The 16,541-nt window shown below is 41.6% G+C and carries 16 protein-coding genes, 1 pseudogene and 1 other annotated feature; of the genes and pseudogenes, 1 reads left to right on the top strand and 16 read right to left on the bottom strand.

The window, feature by feature from the left end; all coding sequences use genetic code 11:
* Nucleotides 1-92 precede the first annotated feature (92 nt).
* The 11 genes from GMD1S_RS01130 to GMD1S_RS01080 form a co-directional block, all read right to left on the bottom strand.
* Entirely contained in the window at nucleotides 93-1,079 is a 987-nt protein-coding gene (locus GMD1S_RS01130; RefSeq protein WP_161800715.1) for a dihydroorotate dehydrogenase, read from the bottom strand.
* A complete protein-coding gene (locus GMD1S_RS01125; RefSeq protein ID WP_001070074.1) occupies nucleotides 1,042-1,842 on the bottom strand; it encodes a dihydroorotate dehydrogenase electron transfer subunit in 801 nt (266 codons plus the stop codon). Before GMD1S_RS01125 ends, GMD1S_RS01130 begins: the two co-directional genes overlap by 38 nt.
* Nucleotides 1,843-2,089: 247 nt before the next feature.
* Nucleotides 2,090-2,470: a lactoylglutathione lyase gene (locus tag GMD1S_RS01120; protein ID WP_000157150.1), complete on the bottom strand. Its 381-nt coding sequence runs from the start codon at nucleotides 2,468-2,470 to the stop codon at nucleotides 2,090-2,092.
* A 97-nt stretch (nucleotides 2,471-2,567) separates the two neighbouring features.
* Nucleotides 2,568-5,339: a J domain-containing protein gene (locus GMD1S_RS01115; protein ID WP_001028666.1), complete on the bottom strand. Its 2,772-nt coding sequence runs from the start codon at nucleotides 5,337-5,339 to the stop codon at nucleotides 2,568-2,570.
* 13 nt (nucleotides 5,340-5,352) lie between these two features.
* The gene (locus GMD1S_RS01110) at nucleotides 5,353-7,017 is read right to left on the bottom strand and encodes a molecular chaperone HscC (protein ID WP_000583410.1); all 1,665 of its coding nucleotides are present in this window, start codon (nucleotides 7,015-7,017) and stop codon (nucleotides 5,353-5,355) included.
* 174 nt (nucleotides 7,018-7,191) lie between these two features.
* Nucleotides 7,192-7,551: a 50S ribosomal protein L20 gene (gene rplT / locus GMD1S_RS01105; RefSeq protein WP_000124830.1), complete on the bottom strand. Its 360-nt coding sequence runs from the start codon at nucleotides 7,549-7,551 to the stop codon at nucleotides 7,192-7,194.
* 51 nt (nucleotides 7,552-7,602) lie between these two features.
* Nucleotides 7,603-7,803: a 50S ribosomal protein L35 gene (rpmI, locus tag GMD1S_RS01100; protein ID WP_001125942.1), complete on the bottom strand. Its 201-nt coding sequence runs from the start codon at nucleotides 7,801-7,803 to the stop codon at nucleotides 7,603-7,605.
* 32 nt (nucleotides 7,804-7,835) lie between these two features.
* On the bottom strand, nucleotides 7,836-8,366 hold the full coding sequence (infC, locus tag GMD1S_RS01095) for a translation initiation factor IF-3 (protein ID WP_000848184.1): 531 nt from the start codon (nucleotides 8,364-8,366) through the stop codon (nucleotides 7,836-7,838).
* A gap of 15 nt (nucleotides 8,367-8,381) precedes the next feature.
* Nucleotides 8,382-8,513, bottom strand: a sequence feature (ribosomal protein L20 leader region).
* A 72-nt stretch (nucleotides 8,514-8,585) separates the two neighbouring features.
* Nucleotides 8,586-10,826 carry a DNA internalization-related competence protein ComEC/Rec2 gene (locus GMD1S_RS01090; RefSeq protein ID WP_000942378.1) on the bottom strand — a complete coding sequence of 747 codons (2,241 nt, stop codon included), beginning with the start codon at nucleotides 10,824-10,826 and terminating at the stop codon, nucleotides 8,586-8,588.
* Nucleotides 10,810-11,460, bottom strand: coding sequence for a helix-hairpin-helix domain-containing protein (locus tag GMD1S_RS01085; RefSeq protein ID WP_000643903.1), 651 nt, complete (start codon nucleotides 11,458-11,460; stop codon nucleotides 10,810-10,812). Before GMD1S_RS01085 ends, GMD1S_RS01090 begins: the two co-directional genes overlap by 17 nt.
* Before the next feature lie 66 nt (nucleotides 11,461-11,526).
* The gene (locus GMD1S_RS01080) at nucleotides 11,527-12,096 is read right to left on the bottom strand and encodes a GNAT family N-acetyltransferase (protein ID WP_000443754.1); all 570 of its coding nucleotides are present in this window, start codon (nucleotides 12,094-12,096) and stop codon (nucleotides 11,527-11,529) included.
* Between the two features lie 175 nt (nucleotides 12,097-12,271).
* Here GMD1S_RS01080 and ald point away from each other — a divergent pair, with 175 nt between their 5' ends.
* The gene (gene ald / locus GMD1S_RS01075; protein ID WP_000904696.1) at nucleotides 12,272-13,384 is read left to right on the top strand and encodes an alanine dehydrogenase; all 1,113 of its coding nucleotides are present in this window, start codon (nucleotides 12,272-12,274) and stop codon (nucleotides 13,382-13,384) included.
* 51 nt (nucleotides 13,385-13,435) lie between these two features.
* On the opposite strand, the gene GMD1S_RS01070 is transcribed toward ald, so the two are convergent.
* The 5 genes and pseudogenes from GMD1S_RS01070 to GMD1S_RS01050 form a co-directional block, all read right to left on the bottom strand.
* Nucleotides 13,436-14,422, bottom strand: coding sequence for a PhoH family protein (locus GMD1S_RS01070; RefSeq protein WP_000658201.1), 987 nt, complete (start codon nucleotides 14,420-14,422; stop codon nucleotides 13,436-13,438).
* 80 nt (nucleotides 14,423-14,502) lie between these two features.
* Nucleotides 14,503-14,718, bottom strand: a complete 216-nt coding sequence (locus GMD1S_RS01065; protein WP_001232077.1) for a YozE family protein — start codon at nucleotides 14,716-14,718, stop codon at nucleotides 14,503-14,505.
* An 8-nt stretch (nucleotides 14,719-14,726) separates the two neighbouring features.
* Nucleotides 14,727-15,581 carry an RNA-binding virulence regulatory protein CvfB gene (gene cvfB, locus GMD1S_RS01060; RefSeq protein ID WP_001095464.1) on the bottom strand — a complete coding sequence of 285 codons (855 nt, stop codon included), beginning with the start codon at nucleotides 15,579-15,581 and terminating at the stop codon, nucleotides 14,727-14,729.
* A 59-nt stretch (nucleotides 15,582-15,640) separates the two neighbouring features.
* Nucleotides 15,641-16,198, bottom strand: coding sequence for a ribosome recycling factor (gene frr / locus GMD1S_RS01055; RefSeq protein ID WP_001262235.1), 558 nt, complete (start codon nucleotides 16,196-16,198; stop codon nucleotides 15,641-15,643).
* A 7-nt stretch (nucleotides 16,199-16,205) separates the two neighbouring features.
* A pseudogene (locus GMD1S_RS01050) lies at nucleotides 16,206-16,541 on the bottom strand (uridine monophosphate kinase); the annotation flags it as partial.

The raw sequence follows: 16,541 nt of genomic DNA, 5'->3' as shown, positions 1-16,541 counted from the left end.
TTTTCTAAACCCTATTGTAACATAGTTAATCGACGGAAATATTACAAATTGATGAAGATTCTATTTCTTGTTGACGATAAGGAAGACCTAGCTTATCTCAGATTGGCTTTGACTTCCTGACGGAGATTTTCTAGACTGCTAATGCCGTATTTATCCATGACTTTTGGTAAATTTTCAATAATATCAGGACAGGCATATGGATTGGTAAAATTGGCTGTTCCAACTCCGATAGCAGAGGCACCAGCCAGATACATTTCTAGCGCTGCTTCAGCAGAATCCACTCCTCCCATTCCAATGATGGGAAGGTCGGTTGTTTGGGCGACTTGGCGGATGAGTTTGAGGGCTACTGGAAAGACTGCTGGTCCAGACATTCCACCTGTTCCATTGGCTAGGATTGGTTTTCTGGTTTTAAGGTCAAAGCGCATACCGACAAGGGTATTGATCATGGTTAGGCCACTTGCCCCTGCATCTTCTGCGGCTTTGGCGATGGTGACAACATCCGTTACACTAGGGGTTAATTTAACATAAACTGGCACATCAGAGGCTTCCACAGCTGCCTTTACCACTTCATAAGCCAAGTCAGGATCTTGCCCAATCAAAAGTCCATGATTGCCGTGATCCACATTCGGACAAGAGATATTGAGCTCGATAGCTTTTACATTTGTAGCCTTGGAAATCCCCTGAGAAACGGCAGCGTACTCTTGTTTTGAAAAGCCTGCTACATTGGCGATGATGGGAAGCGAAGGATATTCTCTTTCCAGCCAAGGCAACTTTTCAGCTAAAACAGCTTCTAAACCTGGATTTTGTAAACCGATTGCATTGAGCATACCTGCAGGCGTTTCTGCCACCCTGGGAGTAGGATTCCCAAAACGGGGTTCAAGTGTCGTCGCCTTGATCATAATGGAGCCTAAAAGGTCTAAATCATAGTATTTGGCATACTCTTGGCCGAAACCAAAACAGCCTGATGCTGGAATGATGGGATTTTTCAAATCCAAGCCCGGTAGAGAAACTTGTAAACGTTTGTTAGTCATGACTTTCTCCTTATAATACAACTGTTCCTGTGCGAAAAACAGGGCCATCTTCACAGACGCGTTGGCTGACGGTCTCACTATCTGGCACTTTTAGAACGCAGGCATAGCAAGCTCCCATCCCACAAGCCATACGAGATTCTAGAGATAGATAGGCTCTTGGATGATCATAAAAGGTTTGATTGATATACTTCATCATTCCCGGAGCACCACATGAGTAAACCGCATCAAATTGACTGTCTAAATCATTGATAACAACAGAAACATTTCCCTTGATGCCATAAGAACCATCATCTGTCGTTACAAAGACCTGACCATATCGGGCCAATTCGGTTTCGAGAATAACAGCATCCTTAGTCGCAAAACCGAGGACTGTCACTACTGTCACCCCACGCGCATGCAATTCCTTGGCTACTTCTAGCAAGGGTGGAACACCAATCCCACCACCAACGAGGAGGACTTGACTCTGGTCGTCTAGGTCAGACAAGTCAAAACCATTTCCCTGAGGTCCCATCACATCAAGAGTATCTCCCTGACTTAAGGTTGAAAAAATAGCTGTCCCAGCCCCCTCAATCCGATAAATAAGGTGACACTGCTTGTTTGCTTTGTCAATAGACGAAATTGAAATAGGGCGGCGCAAGAGATGGGCGTCATCAGGCACACGCAGATGAAGAAATTGGCCGGCTCGCATGGCTTCAACCATCTCCCCTTCTAGGACTAATTCAAAGATTGCTGGCGCAATTTCCTCTTGTGCGACCACCTTCATGGTTTCCAAACGAATGGCACCCAAACGCTTCTTACATGTGGGATTCATGACTTTTCCTCCTTAAATTTAAGGGGACCAGATAAAGAAAAGGCCTTGCTAATGCAAGGCCTCAGTTGGGTTAGGCTAGAACTCATGCGCACACTTAAAAAGTCTCCACAGAGAGTCCCCTTATCCCTTTTATCTGACACCTTGTGAGTCTCTCTGGACTCCCCTTAAAGGTTAAATTTGTATTAGTATACTCTTTCAAAGAAAAAAAGTCAAGTAGAAAACGAACATTCTACTTGACTTCACTGGATTATTTTTCACGAATGACTTCGACCTTGTAACCGTCAGGATCCTTGACAAAGTAATAGTTTGGTTGAGTTCCTGGAAGTCCATTAGGAGCTGTCACCTCATAGCCTTTAGCGCTATGTTCTTGATGTAGGGCCTCAAGGTCAGGTGTACTGAGGGCGATATGGGCGAAGCCATCTCCTACCACGTAAGGACCGTGATCATAGTTATAGGTCAACTCCAACTCATAGTCATCCCCCTCAAGTCCTAGATAGACAATGGTGAAAGCATGATCTGGAAAATCTCTGCGACGCAATTCTTTAAATCCAAAAGCATCTTGATAAAAAGCGATTGATTTTTCAAGGTTTTCTACTCGCAAGCAAGTGTGTAGCATTTTTGAAGCCATTTTCATTACCTCTTTCGTTTTAATAGTTCTATTATACCTTTATTCAGGAAAATTTACTAGAAACTTGAACCAGAGTCCTCTTCTCTACGCTTTCATTCTAAGCAGCACTTTTACGATTTTCCTTGCGTATATTGCGAATAAGGAAAAGCATGATCAGGACAAAAAGTCCCTCGAGGAAGTAGAACGTAAATTCGCTGTTCATGATTAGTAAGTCTTTGTAATGATAGTTATTACCGAAAACTGAATTTGGTGCAAATAGGATTCGGAACAGTCTTCTTAGGAAAATAAAGATCTGCAATCCATAAATCATAAAGACCTTCTTCACACCAATCATGAAGCCTTGTTCCTTTGTAAAATAAGATAAGGCAATTCCATTTAACAAGAGGATAACAGTTATAGCCAGTGTTTCATTTCGTAGAATAGTTGGATCAAAGATATCTAAACGGCTGTGAATATATGGCAACGTTTGAAAGAGTAGGATTCCCAAGATTGCTGGTATGAAAATTTTCTTCAGAGATGGTGGAAATCCAGGACTGAATCTTGTAAAAGACAAGCAAATCACAAGGATTGCAAAAATATGGAAGTAGGCTGTTGCAACTCCTGAAATAGTCTGGCTTTGATTTACCAAAGCAGAAAGAAAACCAGCAGAAAGAAAGATACCGATAGGAATCAGCTTCTCCAAAGAATAATCCCACTTCAGCCCCTGACTCACTTGGAAACCATCGATGAAGCTGAAAAATGTAATGAACATAAGGGCACCAATGAGACCAAATGGTAAGGATGGAATGACGAGGATTAATAACAAGATTAATAGGAACCATGGATGAGGACTGTAGTAGAATTTCCGTTTTTCTCCTCTAGCAGTCACTCCCTCCTCAATCGGTGTTTTCCTTAATTTTAGCATATAGACGTAAAAGAGTGAAAACATGCCCGCATGAACCCATGAATTATAACCAGGTCGCTCTATAATACTGAGTAGCAAACATACAATCGTAAAGAGACCAGAGAAAATCTGAAGAAACTTATTATTAAATACCTGTCTTTTTTTCCAATCCAAATAAGAGAGCTTGGCCTTTGGATGACTAAGTTCATAAGCATAAGCTGTCATCTCTTCTAGTTTCTGGTCTGTCTCCTCCGTCATCATTTGGGGAGCCATTTTAGAAGTAGGAAAAGGAGCCAAAACATATCTCAAGAGCTTGCCATCTGTAAACCGATGGTACTCCTTATAGATTTGTTGAAGCAAAATCGTTAGAATGCGTGGTCTTCCTTTAAAGTAGCTTCTCCACTTTTCCCAATCATTGATATCTTCATCGCTCTTGGTGAGCTTATCTATATAAAGATAACCTTCATTGTACCAGTAATCAAAATTTTCTTTTTTGTTAAGTGCATACTCCTCTACCACTGAAGGATAAGAATGGATACTCTTCCAGAAATGAAGTTTCTTCAGGTAAGGATTTGATTCCTCATCACTATAACGCTCCACAAATTGGAAAACAAGGGCTAACACTTTCGCATTGGTTAAAGGATAGACGTCCACCTTTTCTAACAAATCAAGTAGGAGCGTGTGATCTTTGACTGATTCAAAAAGGTATTGCCAATCACGTAACAGTTTATACTCGTCTTCATAGTGAGCATGGAGCAACTCATAGAAGGCTGCCTCAACTTCATCCGGATTATCTAGAGTGTAATGACTAAAGTCAACGTTTTCTCCCAGCTCCTCTTTTACTTCCTCTAAGTAATCAGCCAAGTCGTTCAAGAGTGGATAATCCTCTTCAAATATGACTTGTCGGTTTTTTTCCAGGATATAGGTTAAAACGGGCACACTCTTGATTATCTGACGATTCTGATTTACTTGATCTAAGACCATAAAGGCCAAATAAGGGTGCTTGAAAAACTCTATCCAGGAGCTCAATTGATTTGCTTTGTTAAAATCTTGGAGAATTTCTTGGCAAAGTTGATAAGAATAATAGAATTCTTCAGTGGCTTCATGTGCGCTTTCAAGCGAACTGCCTTCCTCTTCTGCTATAGCTCTTTTAACTTTCCAATACTTCAATTTATAGTAATAGCCCCAGTGTCGGAAGTCAGGTATATAATCTTCCAGCAAGGGAATGAGGATAGAGAATTGCTCTGGTTTATTAAAAATATAAACATCCATTTCCTCTAAAACGGATTGAACAATGTCCATATCATACTGATACTGATGAAAGAACTGACGCCATAGATGCTCTTGTTCCTCTTGGTTATAACCGTCATTTCCAACAATACTTTCAATCGCATTTCGAATCAGATAAGTTTCTTCATTATAACCACTAAAGTCAAGAGTAGACCTTGTTATTCCTTCTTGCCCTTGGTTCTCTTCGTCACCAAACGTTTCAAAGTTGAGGGTATTCTTAGCTCTTTCTTCAGAATCTCCATTTAGCTGAACTTCCTCATCATAGTCACTAAAGTCAAGGGTGGAATTTTGCTCATCCTCTTCCGCTTTAAAGGTTTCAAAGTTAAAAGAATTGCTGGTTTTATCAGTCGATTGCTGATAATCACTGAAATCAAGACTAGATGTTTCAGACTCTTCGTTCTCAGTCTTCGTTTCTTCAGTCAAGTGTTCAAAGTTGAGACTAGAGTTAGGTTTTTCATTCGCCTCTTCTTCAAGTTTAGTAGCTTCTTGAGAGTCACTCGCTTTTCTTAGACTATTTTCTAGTCTTGTGTTTCTAGATCTCGCATAAGTCAAGGCTTTTTGATACGCTTCAACAATTTTTTGGTAAATTTCTGGTTGGTCTTCTGGGTGATAGAGCCGAACCAGTTCAGCATAACGCCTTCTAATAAGCTTGACGTCAGTCGTTGGCTCTATCCCTAAAGTTTCCCATATATTCATAAGGTCTCCTCTTTTACAGTCCTCGCTCTAGGAAGTCTAGATAGTTTGAAAATGATTGATAAAGTTTTGGCAAATGATAAACAGATGCTTGACTGACCTCTTCTTCAAATCGTCTAGTTTCAGCCATTAGCTCATCTCTTCTTCTCCCCAAGAGCATACTGTACACACGATTCGCTTTTTCAATCAAGAAACGATAAACCTCTGTTTCTTGAGCATTGATCTTATAGCGAGTCAACTCTGCTTGCTTAGCCTTAATTTCCTTTTCTGTCAGAGTAATGCTATCTTGGAGAATAACATGACTAAAGACTTCCTGTGTGGAATCAATTTTCACTTCGACATCCAAAATCCCATTTAAATCATAGGTAAATCGAACTGTGAAACTTTCATTTACTCGAGTATTCACAGGGACGGGAACTTCTAATTCTCCTAGGAACAGGTTTTGTGATGCCTTCATCATCTCACCTTGATAGACCTTTATCTTGACTTGGCTCTGTCCCAATTCAGCCGTATAGTACTGCTCGATGCGTGAAGCAGGTAGGGTAGAATTTCGCTCAATAATCGGCGAAAAACGGTCTCCAACTATCTCAATCCCCAGTGTAAAAGGACAAATATCAGAAAGTAATAAATCTCGTATCTCACCCTGGCGTTCTTTGATACCTGCTAGAAGTGCACAACCTCTCGCAATCATCCGATCAGGATCATCCGATACCTGCACAACTTGATTGATACAGTAGGATAAAAAGTCCTGAACCAAGCGGAGTTTCGAAGTCCCCCCCACAAGAACAAAGTTATCAGATGATACATAGCTATAACGTGCATCCATCAAGGCACGATCCAAAACAGCCTTAACACGGGCTAGCAGAGGTTGACAAAGCTCATAAAAACGCTGGTAGGTCAGGTCTAAAGTGTATTCCTGTTCTTGGTCCAGAACTGTCATCTTCACTTCTTCTTTACTATTGAGTTCTAGCTTAGTCTTTTCAGCCTGCACCAGAATTTTGCTATAAAATTCTCGGGAAATCGAATCCTTGGTTAATTGATTGGAGACTAAAAATTCCTCAGCAATAGCCGCAGTGAAGTCTTCTCCTCCCAAACGATTGTCCCCTGCGATCGAGACGATTTCGACAATGTTATCAAAAAGCTCTACAACTGAAATGTCAAGAGTACCACCGCCAAAATCAACTACAATAAAGGATTGATCTTCTTGGTTTACCATAGATCTTTTAGCAAGAGCCGCTGCAGAGGGTTCATTGATAATCCGATCAATCTGAACGCCTGCAAATTTCCCTGCTAGTTTGGTCGCATAGCGTTGAGCATCATTGAAATAGGCTGGAACACTGACAATCACTTCCTCGACCTTTTCTCCAAGATAGGTCTCTGCATCATCTACCAACTTTCGAATGATAAAAGAGCTCAATTCTTCAGCCTTATATGCTCGATTCCCTAACGTCAACTCATGTTTGGTCCCCATAAAACGCTTGAACTGAGAAACTGTCTTATCTGGGTGAGTTACCAAGCGTTCCTTGGCAATTTTTCCAACTATAATCTCATCATTGTCATCTAAAGCCACAACAGAAGGAGTCAAATACTCACCAAAAGCATTGGGAATCAACTTGACCTGGCCATCTTGATAAACCCCTACTAAAGAATTAGTCGTTCCTAAATCAATACCTATTATCATCTTCTTCTAACTCCAAATCTTTTTTAGATATTCCTATTATACAAGAAATATCCTATTTTCTTTGAAAAAATCTGTTATTTACTCTCTAAAATAGAAAATCATTTATGGAAAATAAAAAAGTTTCACCCTACTCTTGCGGTAAAAACCACGAGAGTAAGAATGAAACAGTTGTCATTATTTACCAAGTTTTGCTTTAGCTGCATCTGCAAGAGCTGTGAAAGCTGCTGCATCGTTAACAGCCAAGTCAGCAAGCATTTTACGGTTAACTTCGATTTCAGCCAATTTCAAACCATGCATCAATTGTGAGTATGAAAGTCCGTTCAAACGAGCTGCCGCATTGATACGAGTGATCCACAATTTACGGAAGTCACGTTTTTTCTGACGACGGTCACGGTATGCATAGTAGTAAGAGTTCATTACTTGTTCTTTTGCAGTACGGAACAAGATGTGTTTAGCTCCATAGTAACCTTTTGCTAATTTAAGAATACGTTTACGACGTTTGCGTGATACAACGCCACCTTTAACACGTGCCATGTTTTATTTCCTCCAAATATTTCCTAGAATTGTTTACTTACTGTTAGGCTATTATTTCAAGCGAGTAAGCATTGCTTTGATACGTTTGAAATCTCCTGAATGCACCATAGATGCTTTACGAAGATGACGACGTTGTTTCTTAGTTTTTCCGTGGAAACGGTGAGAAGTGTAAGCACGGAAACGTTTAAGTCCACCAGAACCTGTACGTTTGAAACGTTTAGCTGATGCGCGGTGTGTTTTTTGTTTTGGCATGATTTTTTCTCCTTTATTTAACTTTCTGACAATTATTTTTTGTCAGTTGCTGGCGCCAACTGCATGAACATTTGGCGTCCATCCATCTTAGCTCGTTGTTCGATGATCGCAATATCTTGTGTTGCTTCAGCAAACTCGGCTAAAACTTTTGCACCAATCTCTTTATGGGTGATCATACGCCCTTTAAAGCGAATGGATACCTTAACTTTATTTCCTTTTTCAAGGAACTTGCGTGCATTGCGAAGTTTTGTGTCAAAGTCACCCTTGTCAATAGTTGGACTCAGACGAACTTCTTTCACAGTAACAACACTTTGTTTTTTACGTTGTTCTTTTTGCTTTTTCTGGTACTCGAATTTGAACTTACCGTAGTCCATAATTTTAGCAACAGGCGGTTTTGCTTGGGGTTGAATCAATACTAAGTCAACATTTGCACTATCAGCCAATGCTTGCGCTTCACTGAGTGGCTTGATGCCTAGCTGTTCTCCCTCAAGACCGATCAAGCGAACTTCACGTACACGAATTTCATCATTGATGAATAAGTCTTGCTTTGCTATGGTTTTCACCTCTTTTTTATTATTAGAGAAAAACAATAGCGGACTCGTAATAATACAAGCCCGCACGTTATGATAGCGTTTCTTAGAAACTTTTCATCCGTAGGGCCAGGCAACTTGATGTCACAAGGCGAGAAGCTCTCACTTCTGCTTTTCTCAACTTTTATATGATACCAAGTTTTCTATCCCTTGTCAAGATAAAAAGTCAATTTTTCGAAAAGTTTGTCTATTTTATCGAACCGTTTCAATTCTCCAACTATTCCATCCTGTAAAGCGGATAGCCCCTTGCTGGTCAGTTCGGTAAATCTTACTCTTGATACTTTCCATTCGTGTCAAGGTTTCCTGATGGGGGAGTTTCGTACGATTGCTCTTTCCGACTGAAATGAGAGTAATCGCTGGTTTGAGCTGTTCTAGGAAAACTGGATTTGATGAGGTTTTAGCACCATGTTGGCCTGCTTTCAAGACATCCACCTGCAAGTCAGGATACTGCTGAAGCAAGTCTTTCTCCCCCTTGTTTCCCAAATTCCCAGTAAAAAGGAAGTTCTTATCCAAGAGTTTTCCATAAAGAACCAAGGAATCATCACGATCCCCATATCCAACCTTCCTTGGAGATAGGACTTCTAAGTAACCGCCAAAAATTGGCAAGTTCTCCCCTGCTGTCACACTGCACACCTTGGTTTGAGTCGCTTGTAGTTCCGCTACAAATTCCTTTTGTGTCAGACTTCCTTTTGATACTAAAATCTCCCCGACATGGAAAGCCTTGGTTACCTCCAGCAAATCACCGACATGTTCCTTCTCTGTATTGGTCAAAATTAGCTGGTCAATCTTATCTACTCCTCGACTTTTAAGATAGGGAATCAAGTTTCGCTGGGCATTGCTGGTCGTCGCCTTTTCCTGCCAAGCTTGGATTTTCTTGTCAGATTCTGCCTTACCTCCTACATCTATGAGAATAGTTTTACCAGTTACATCCCGTAGGAAAATACTCTCCCCTTGCCCAACATCTAGCATGGTAATTTCATTTTCAAGTGGATGCTTGGTCAAGAAAAAGAGCCCCACAATAAAAAGACTGACTCCTGCTAGTCTTTTGATGTTTTTCCTCATGTCATAGACCAAGGCTAATGAAACTAACAGTAGAATCAACAGCCATGCGTTGGGTTGACCAAAGACCAGGGGCCTACTTGCCAGCTGCGATAGCAAGCGAATGACGCCCTCCAACCACTCAAAGACAAAGTTAAACTGAGTGACTGGGTAAACGAAGGACAGAATGAATAAGATGGACAAAAGCGGCAAGAAGACCACATCAAACAGAAAGGAAAAGACAAAGGTCAAAAGGATAGACCAAGGCTGAAATTCTGCAAAATAAAAGGATAGAATGGGCAATATTCCCAAAGAAATGACCAAACTTTCTCTGGCAACAGCCTTGATCCCATCGCCTTCTTTGCTGGTCATGGTCAAGATAAAAGCATAAGCGCAGGACAAGACTCCTCCTGCAGTTAGGAAAAAGTTTGGCATAATGATAAAAAGGACAAGGACCGTCAAGGCAAAATTATCCAAGCCCTTAATACCATGTTGTGCTAGTAACTTTTGCAAGAGACTGCGAATAACAGATGCTGAAAATCCTGTCAGACCTGCATAGATAAGAGAAAAGGGATAAGTTAGCCACTTCAACTTTTCTTGAGTTAAGCCCAATCGCAAGAGGAGTTTCTTAAAGGCATCCATGAAAAAGCCTACCTGCATACCCGACAAGGCAAAGAGATGGATAATTCCAAGACTGGAATAGAGCTCATTCATCTCCTCAAAGTCCGTGTCCAAATGTCCTAAAAGAAGACCTGTCATATAATTGCGCATAGGATCTGGAAAGTGCATCTTGATCCAAACTACAGCCTTTCGACGTAAACTGGACAGATTTTCTCCTATATCCCAACTGCTAATCTTTCTCATTGACTGGATACTCTTGATAGTCAAAGTTTGGTAAATCCCCTGAGTTTTCAGATAGGCTTGGTAGTCAAAGCCACCAAAATTCCTCTGACCTTCAGGCTCTGAAAGTTTTCCTTCTATCTCTATCTCGTGAAGGTCTGTTAAGGCCTGAAAGAGCTCTTTCTCCTCCTCAGACTGGAGTTTATAGTAAACTTGGAAGGTGCGACCCTCAGCCTTGCCCCGAAAGGACAGACTGTCTCCATTGACTTTGATGGTATCTGGTAAAATCCGTACCCTTTCAACAGAATCCACTAGGTTTTGATTAGCTTGTGTCTGTTGCCAAGTTTGAAACAAAAACCAAAAACCAAAAACTCCACAAAACGCTAGAACTTTACCGGCCGATTTCCAAGGAAATTGGAAAAAGAGACAGACAAGCAAAAAAACAAAACCTAGCAGTGCGAGATAGGACACTCCAAAAATGGCATAGTAAAGCCAGAGCAACAGGAAACTCAGATAGATTAGGGGGATAGGGAAATTCTTAATCCACTGTAACATAGTCTTTTAGCTTTTCTATGGTCTTAGCGCCAATACCAGAAACCTTCTTTAATTCATCAACCGACTTGAACTTGCCATTTGCCTCACGATGATCGATAATATCCTGGGCTCGTTTTCCTCCCAAGCCTTTGACCTGCTTGAGTTCTTCCAGACTAGCTTTATTTAGGTTGACCTTCTTATCTTTACTTGTCGAAGCAGTCGTTCCAGAGGCAGTCTGCTGACTCACTGCTTCTTCTCCCTTAGTTGGAACATAGACAAGAGCCTCGTCACTGACTTTCTGTGCTAGATTAAGCGACTTACTATCTGCTTCCTCTGTCAATCCACCCGCCTTCTGAACGGCATCATGAACACGACTCCCTACTGGTAAATCATAAATCCCTGGCGATTTAACAGCACCTTTGACATCTACCGTAATCAAATCTTGTTCAGGAGACTCGTCCTTTTCTTCCTTTTTCACTTCTTTGTCAGACGATGAATCCTTTGAAACAGCTGCGACTTCAGCCTGCAAATTTGATTCTTTTACAGATGTTTGTGAAGTTGGCTTTAGTAGGAAAAATCCGCCCAAGGCCAAACCTAAACCAGCACAAATGACAAGGATTTTATACTCTTTGATTTTCTCGATAATTGCTTTCATATTTTCTCCTCTCTTAAATTATTCGTAAGTGAAAGAAAAAACAGTTGAAAATTTCTTTTCAACTGCTTATTTATTTGCAAAATAGTCTTCCTTAGTCAAGACATAATGAACCCTTGTGATCATTCGACCTGGTTCTTTATTATCCATTCTGGCATAGGGTTCTTCGTGGGAAAAACGCATCCCAGATTTCTCCATGACCTTGCCAGATGCGGGATTGTCTTTGTCATGAAGAGCGGTCAACTTGTTCATTCCAATCTTCTCAAAAGCCAGCTCAATCACGGCGCGATTGGCTTCTGTCGTCAATCCTTGATTCCAATACTTTTGGTTGATAATGTAACCAATAGCTGCTTTTTTGAGAATGGGATCAATCTTGTGCAAATCAATAGTTCCAATAAACTGATCATTGCTTTTTAGTTCGATTCCCCACCGTCCCAAGGGATTAGCCAAGTAGAACTGAGCGATGTTGTTCTTGGTTTCTTCTAAGCTTTGATTTGTTGGAAAAGTATAGCGTGTATTTTCTCTGTCTGAGGCATACTCAAACATAGCTTCTGCATCGTCCAAAGTTACAGGTCGGAGCAATAAACGCTCCGTTTCTATAGATGGATACTGGGCAAATTTCACAAATATTGATTCCATACTTTTCCCTCCATTAGAGCTTGATTCTCACTAGTCTAGCATAAATAAATTTGGATGACAAGTTTTTCTTGATTTTTGAAGCGGTTTCATATACAATAAAACCATCACATTTTTGATTTATGGAATGGAATGTGACAACCAAAACAATCCGACAATTGAAAGGTAGGTTATCTATATGTTAATCGGAATCCCAAAAGAAATTAAAAATAACGAAAACCGTGTCGCCCTCACACCTGCTGGTGTTCATAGCTTAGTTTCTCGTGGACATCGTGTCCTCATCGAAACAAATGCTGGTCTCGGTTCAGGATTTACTGATGCTGACTATCAAAAGCAAGGAGCTGAGATTGTCGCTACTGCTGCAGAAGCATGGGCTGCCGAGTTAGTCGTGAAAGTAAAAGAACCACTAGCTTCTGAATACGGTTATTTGCGCGACGATCTTTTCCTCTTCACCTACTTGCACATGGCCGCTGCACCAGAATTAGCAGAGGCTATGTTAGCAGCAAAAACAACAGGAATTGCCTATGAAACCGTTCGTGACAATCAAGGACAACTGCCGCTCCTCGTTCCTATGAGTGAGGTTGCAGGTCGTATGGCTGTTCAAATCGGAGCTCACTTCCTTACTAAGCAAGCTGGTGGCTCTGGTGTTTTACTTGGTGGTGTACCAGGTGTTCCAAAAGGAAAAGTAACCATCATCGGTGGTGGTGTCGTCGGTACACATGCTGCCCGCATCGCCCTTGGTCTTGGTGCTCAAGTGACTATTTTAGATATCAGTGCTAAACGTCTCTCAGTTCTAGAAGAAGTCTTTGGAAATCAAATCCAAACTCTTATGTCTAATTCATTCAACATCGAAGCAAGTGTGAGAGATGCTGATGTGGTGATTGGTGCAGTTCTCATCCCTGGGGCCAAAGCACCAAAATTGGTGACAGATGAGATGGTCAAACAAATGCGTCCAGGCTCTGTAATCGTTGACGTTGCCGTTGACCAAGGTGGCGTTATCGAGACAGCTGACCGTGTGACAACGCACGATGAACCTGTCTATGAAAAACACGGTGTCCTCCACTATGCCGTTGCCAATATCCCTGGTGCAGTTGCCCGTACTTCTACTATCGCCCTAACCAATGTCACTCTTCCTTACATCGAAGCTCTGGCTGGCAAAGGATTCGCACAAGCAATTGCTGAAGATGAAGGCTTGCGTCAAGGTGTGACCACTTATCAAGGTTACTTGACCAGCCTCCCAGTTGCTCAAGGTCTCGATAAAGATCACACGTCAATCGACGAACTTGTTTAAAGATATACACTCATTAAAAAAGAGCAGTTCACATCTGAACTGCTTTTTTTGCTATTCTGTTTCTTGGTTCTTTTCTTCAACCTTAACTGGAGCTGGTTCATAAGCTCGGATAATCTGAGCGACAACCGGATGGCGAACCACATCCTTGGCTGAAAAATGAACAAAGTCGATTTGGTGAATGTTCTTGAGCTTTTCTTGAGCATCAATCAAACCGGACTTAACATTGCGTGGTAGGTCAATCTGGCTGATATCTCCATTGACAATCATCTTCGAATTAAAGCCTAAACGAGTCAGGAACATCTTCATCTGCATGATGGTCGTATTTTGTGCCTCATCTAAAATGACAAAAGCATCATCCAAGGTCCGACCACGCATATAGGCAAGGGGCGCGATTTCGATAATTTCACGCTCCATGAGACGGGTCGTTTGGTCTTTCCCGAGAATCTGGTACAAAGCATCGTAAACAGGTCGAAGATAAGGATCCACCTTCTCCTTGAGATCACCCGGAAGAAATCCTAGACTCTCACCTGCTTCCACTGCTGGACGAGTAAGGATAATCCGCTTGACTTGCCCACGTTTAAGGGCTGTCACTGCCAAGGTCACTGCAAGAAAGGTCTTCCCTGTCCCTGCTGGTCCGATTCCAAAGGTCACATCATGCTGTTTGACACTGTCCACATAAAGCTTTTGACCTAAGGTTTTGACACGGATCGGCTTCCCTGTATTGTCCTTGATAATTTCTTCTTCGTAAAGGGCGACAAACTTGTCGATTTCATCGTTTTTGACCATGCTAATCGCAGTCACCACATCTGGCGTGCCAACGGTCATTCCTCGATTTACCAAGACCATCAAAGCCTGGATAACCTGACGGGCTTCCTCACAGGCAGTCTCTTCTCCCAAAACCTGCACAATCTCCGTACGAGCATGAATCACCACATCGAGCTCTTCTTCCATCAAACGAAGATGGCGCTCATTGGAACCAAAAAGATGGAACAAGTCATCTGGGTGACTTAGTTGAATGTCTATTGAATGTTCCTTCAAATAAAGAACCTCTCTAATCCGTTTATTTCTTTTTATTATAGCAAAGAGAACAATAAAATACTAGCCTCATCTCATTGTCTCTAGTGTTCTAAGTATTCTTGCCAGATGGCATCAAAATCTCCTAGGTTAAAAGAGAAACTGGCATGCTCCTCCAAAAAGCGACTCACCTCATCGAAATCATCCGTGTGTTTTGGAAAGGCTGACTCCTCAAAAGCAAGGTCTGCCAAGATGGCTTTAGGGCTGTCACTTTTAGGATTACGCTCAGTCATGAGCCAAGTATAAAATGATTTTCTCATAAGCCTCCCTAAATCAGCTCTGTCCCAAACTGGTCTTGCTTGATTTTGCCAGCCTTCATCAAGCCACCGAGTGCTTTCTTGAACTGACCTTTAGAGATACCAAAGGTTGCCTTGATATCGTCAGGAGATGACTTATCATTCAAGGTCATGAAACCGCCATTGCTTTCCAAGTAGGTCAAAATCATCTGGGCATCATTTTCCAACATTTCAAAAGAACGTGGTTTGAGGGAGAGGTTAAGAGTACGGTCCACTTCACGGAAACCGATGACACGCGCATCTAACACTTGCCCCAAACGTGGCTCTGCGTAGCGTTCACTTGGGTGAATGAAACCAAGCATGTTATTCTCTGGTAGGTAAACAAATGTTCCTGACAGCTTGAGACGGTAAACAATGGCTGGCCAGTTTTGGTTCTGCATGTTGTTGTAAGCAGGACGAGCCAGACGTTGGAAGTCTTCCTGATACGCCAAAAGTCCCCAGATTCGGTCTTTCTTGTCCACTTCAAGACGGATGTAAAGTTTATCACCTTTCTTAGGCCAGAGTTCCTTGAGCTCAGGGAGGATATCGAGTGACACAACGATTTCCTTATCAGGTAGACCGGTATCGACAAAGACACCCAAGTCCTTTCGAACTTCTGTTACGGTTCCCCAACCAAATTGGTCCTGAGTCGCAGTAACTTCTTGAGTGGTCAAGCGGAGTTTTTGCTTCATATCCGTGTAGGCAAAACCTTTGACCGTATCCCCTACTGTATGTTGACCTTCTTCTTTAGCAAGAGCATAGGTCTGACCATCCTTTTGCACAAAGTAAAAACGGTCATTTTCATCGATGATGAGTCCAACGATAAAACTTGCAAGATTTGTATTCATATTTCCTTCTTTCGAATAAAACTCAGCCAGCAATGCCAACTGAGTTTTTCTGTTTATTTTTAGACTTCCAAGATTTCTTTTTCTTTATTGGCAGTCATGTCGTCGATGTGTTTCACAGCATCGTCTGTTACTTTTTGAATATCTTTTTCAAGAGTCTTCAATTCGTCTTCAGTGATTTCTTTTGCTTTTTCTTGTTTCTTAGCTTCATCCATAGCATCACGACGGATATTGCGGACAGCCACTTTAGCATTTTCACCGACCTTCTTCACTTCTTTGGCAAGGTCACGACGAGTTTCTTCTGTAAGAGCTGGGATAACCAAGCGGATCACAGAACCGTCATTAGCTGGTGTAATACCAAGATCAGAAGCGTTCAAGGCACGTTCGATGTCTTTCAATGAAGACTTGTCAAATGGTGTTACCAACAAGACACGCGCTTCTGGAATAGTAATTGAAGCGATTTGGTTAAGAGGAGTTTCAACTCCATAGTATTCTACGTGGATACGGTCTAGCAAGCTTGCGTTGGCACGACCGGCACGGATACCTCCAAATTCACGAGCAAGTGATTGGTGAGACTGGGTCATTCTCTCTTTAGCTTTTTCTACAATTGCGTTAGCCATAATTTTCTTATTCCTTTTCTTCGATATTGTTTGAAACTGTTGTTCCGATATTTTCACCAAATACGACACGTTTGATGTTGCCTGGTTGGTTCATGTTAAAGACAACCAAGTCAATGTCGTTGTCCATAGAGAGGGTTGAAGCTGTTGAATCCATGATACGAAGACCTTTGTTGATAACGTCACGGTGGGTCAATTCTTCAAATTTAACAGCTGTCTTGTCTTTCTTAGGATCGGCATTGTAAACACCATCTACGCCATTTTTAGCCATAAGAATGGCATCCGCTTCGATTTCAGCTGCACGAAGGGCTGCTGTTGTATCTGTTGAGAAGTAAGGTGAACCAAT

Origin of the sequence: Streptococcus sp. GMD1S, from assembly GCF_000296875.1 — a bacterium.
Lineage (GTDB): Bacteria > Bacillota > Bacilli > Lactobacillales > Streptococcaceae > Streptococcus.
The sequence above is the reverse complement of the archived record's forward strand: the minus strand, read 5'-3'. Positions and strand labels throughout refer to the sequence as shown.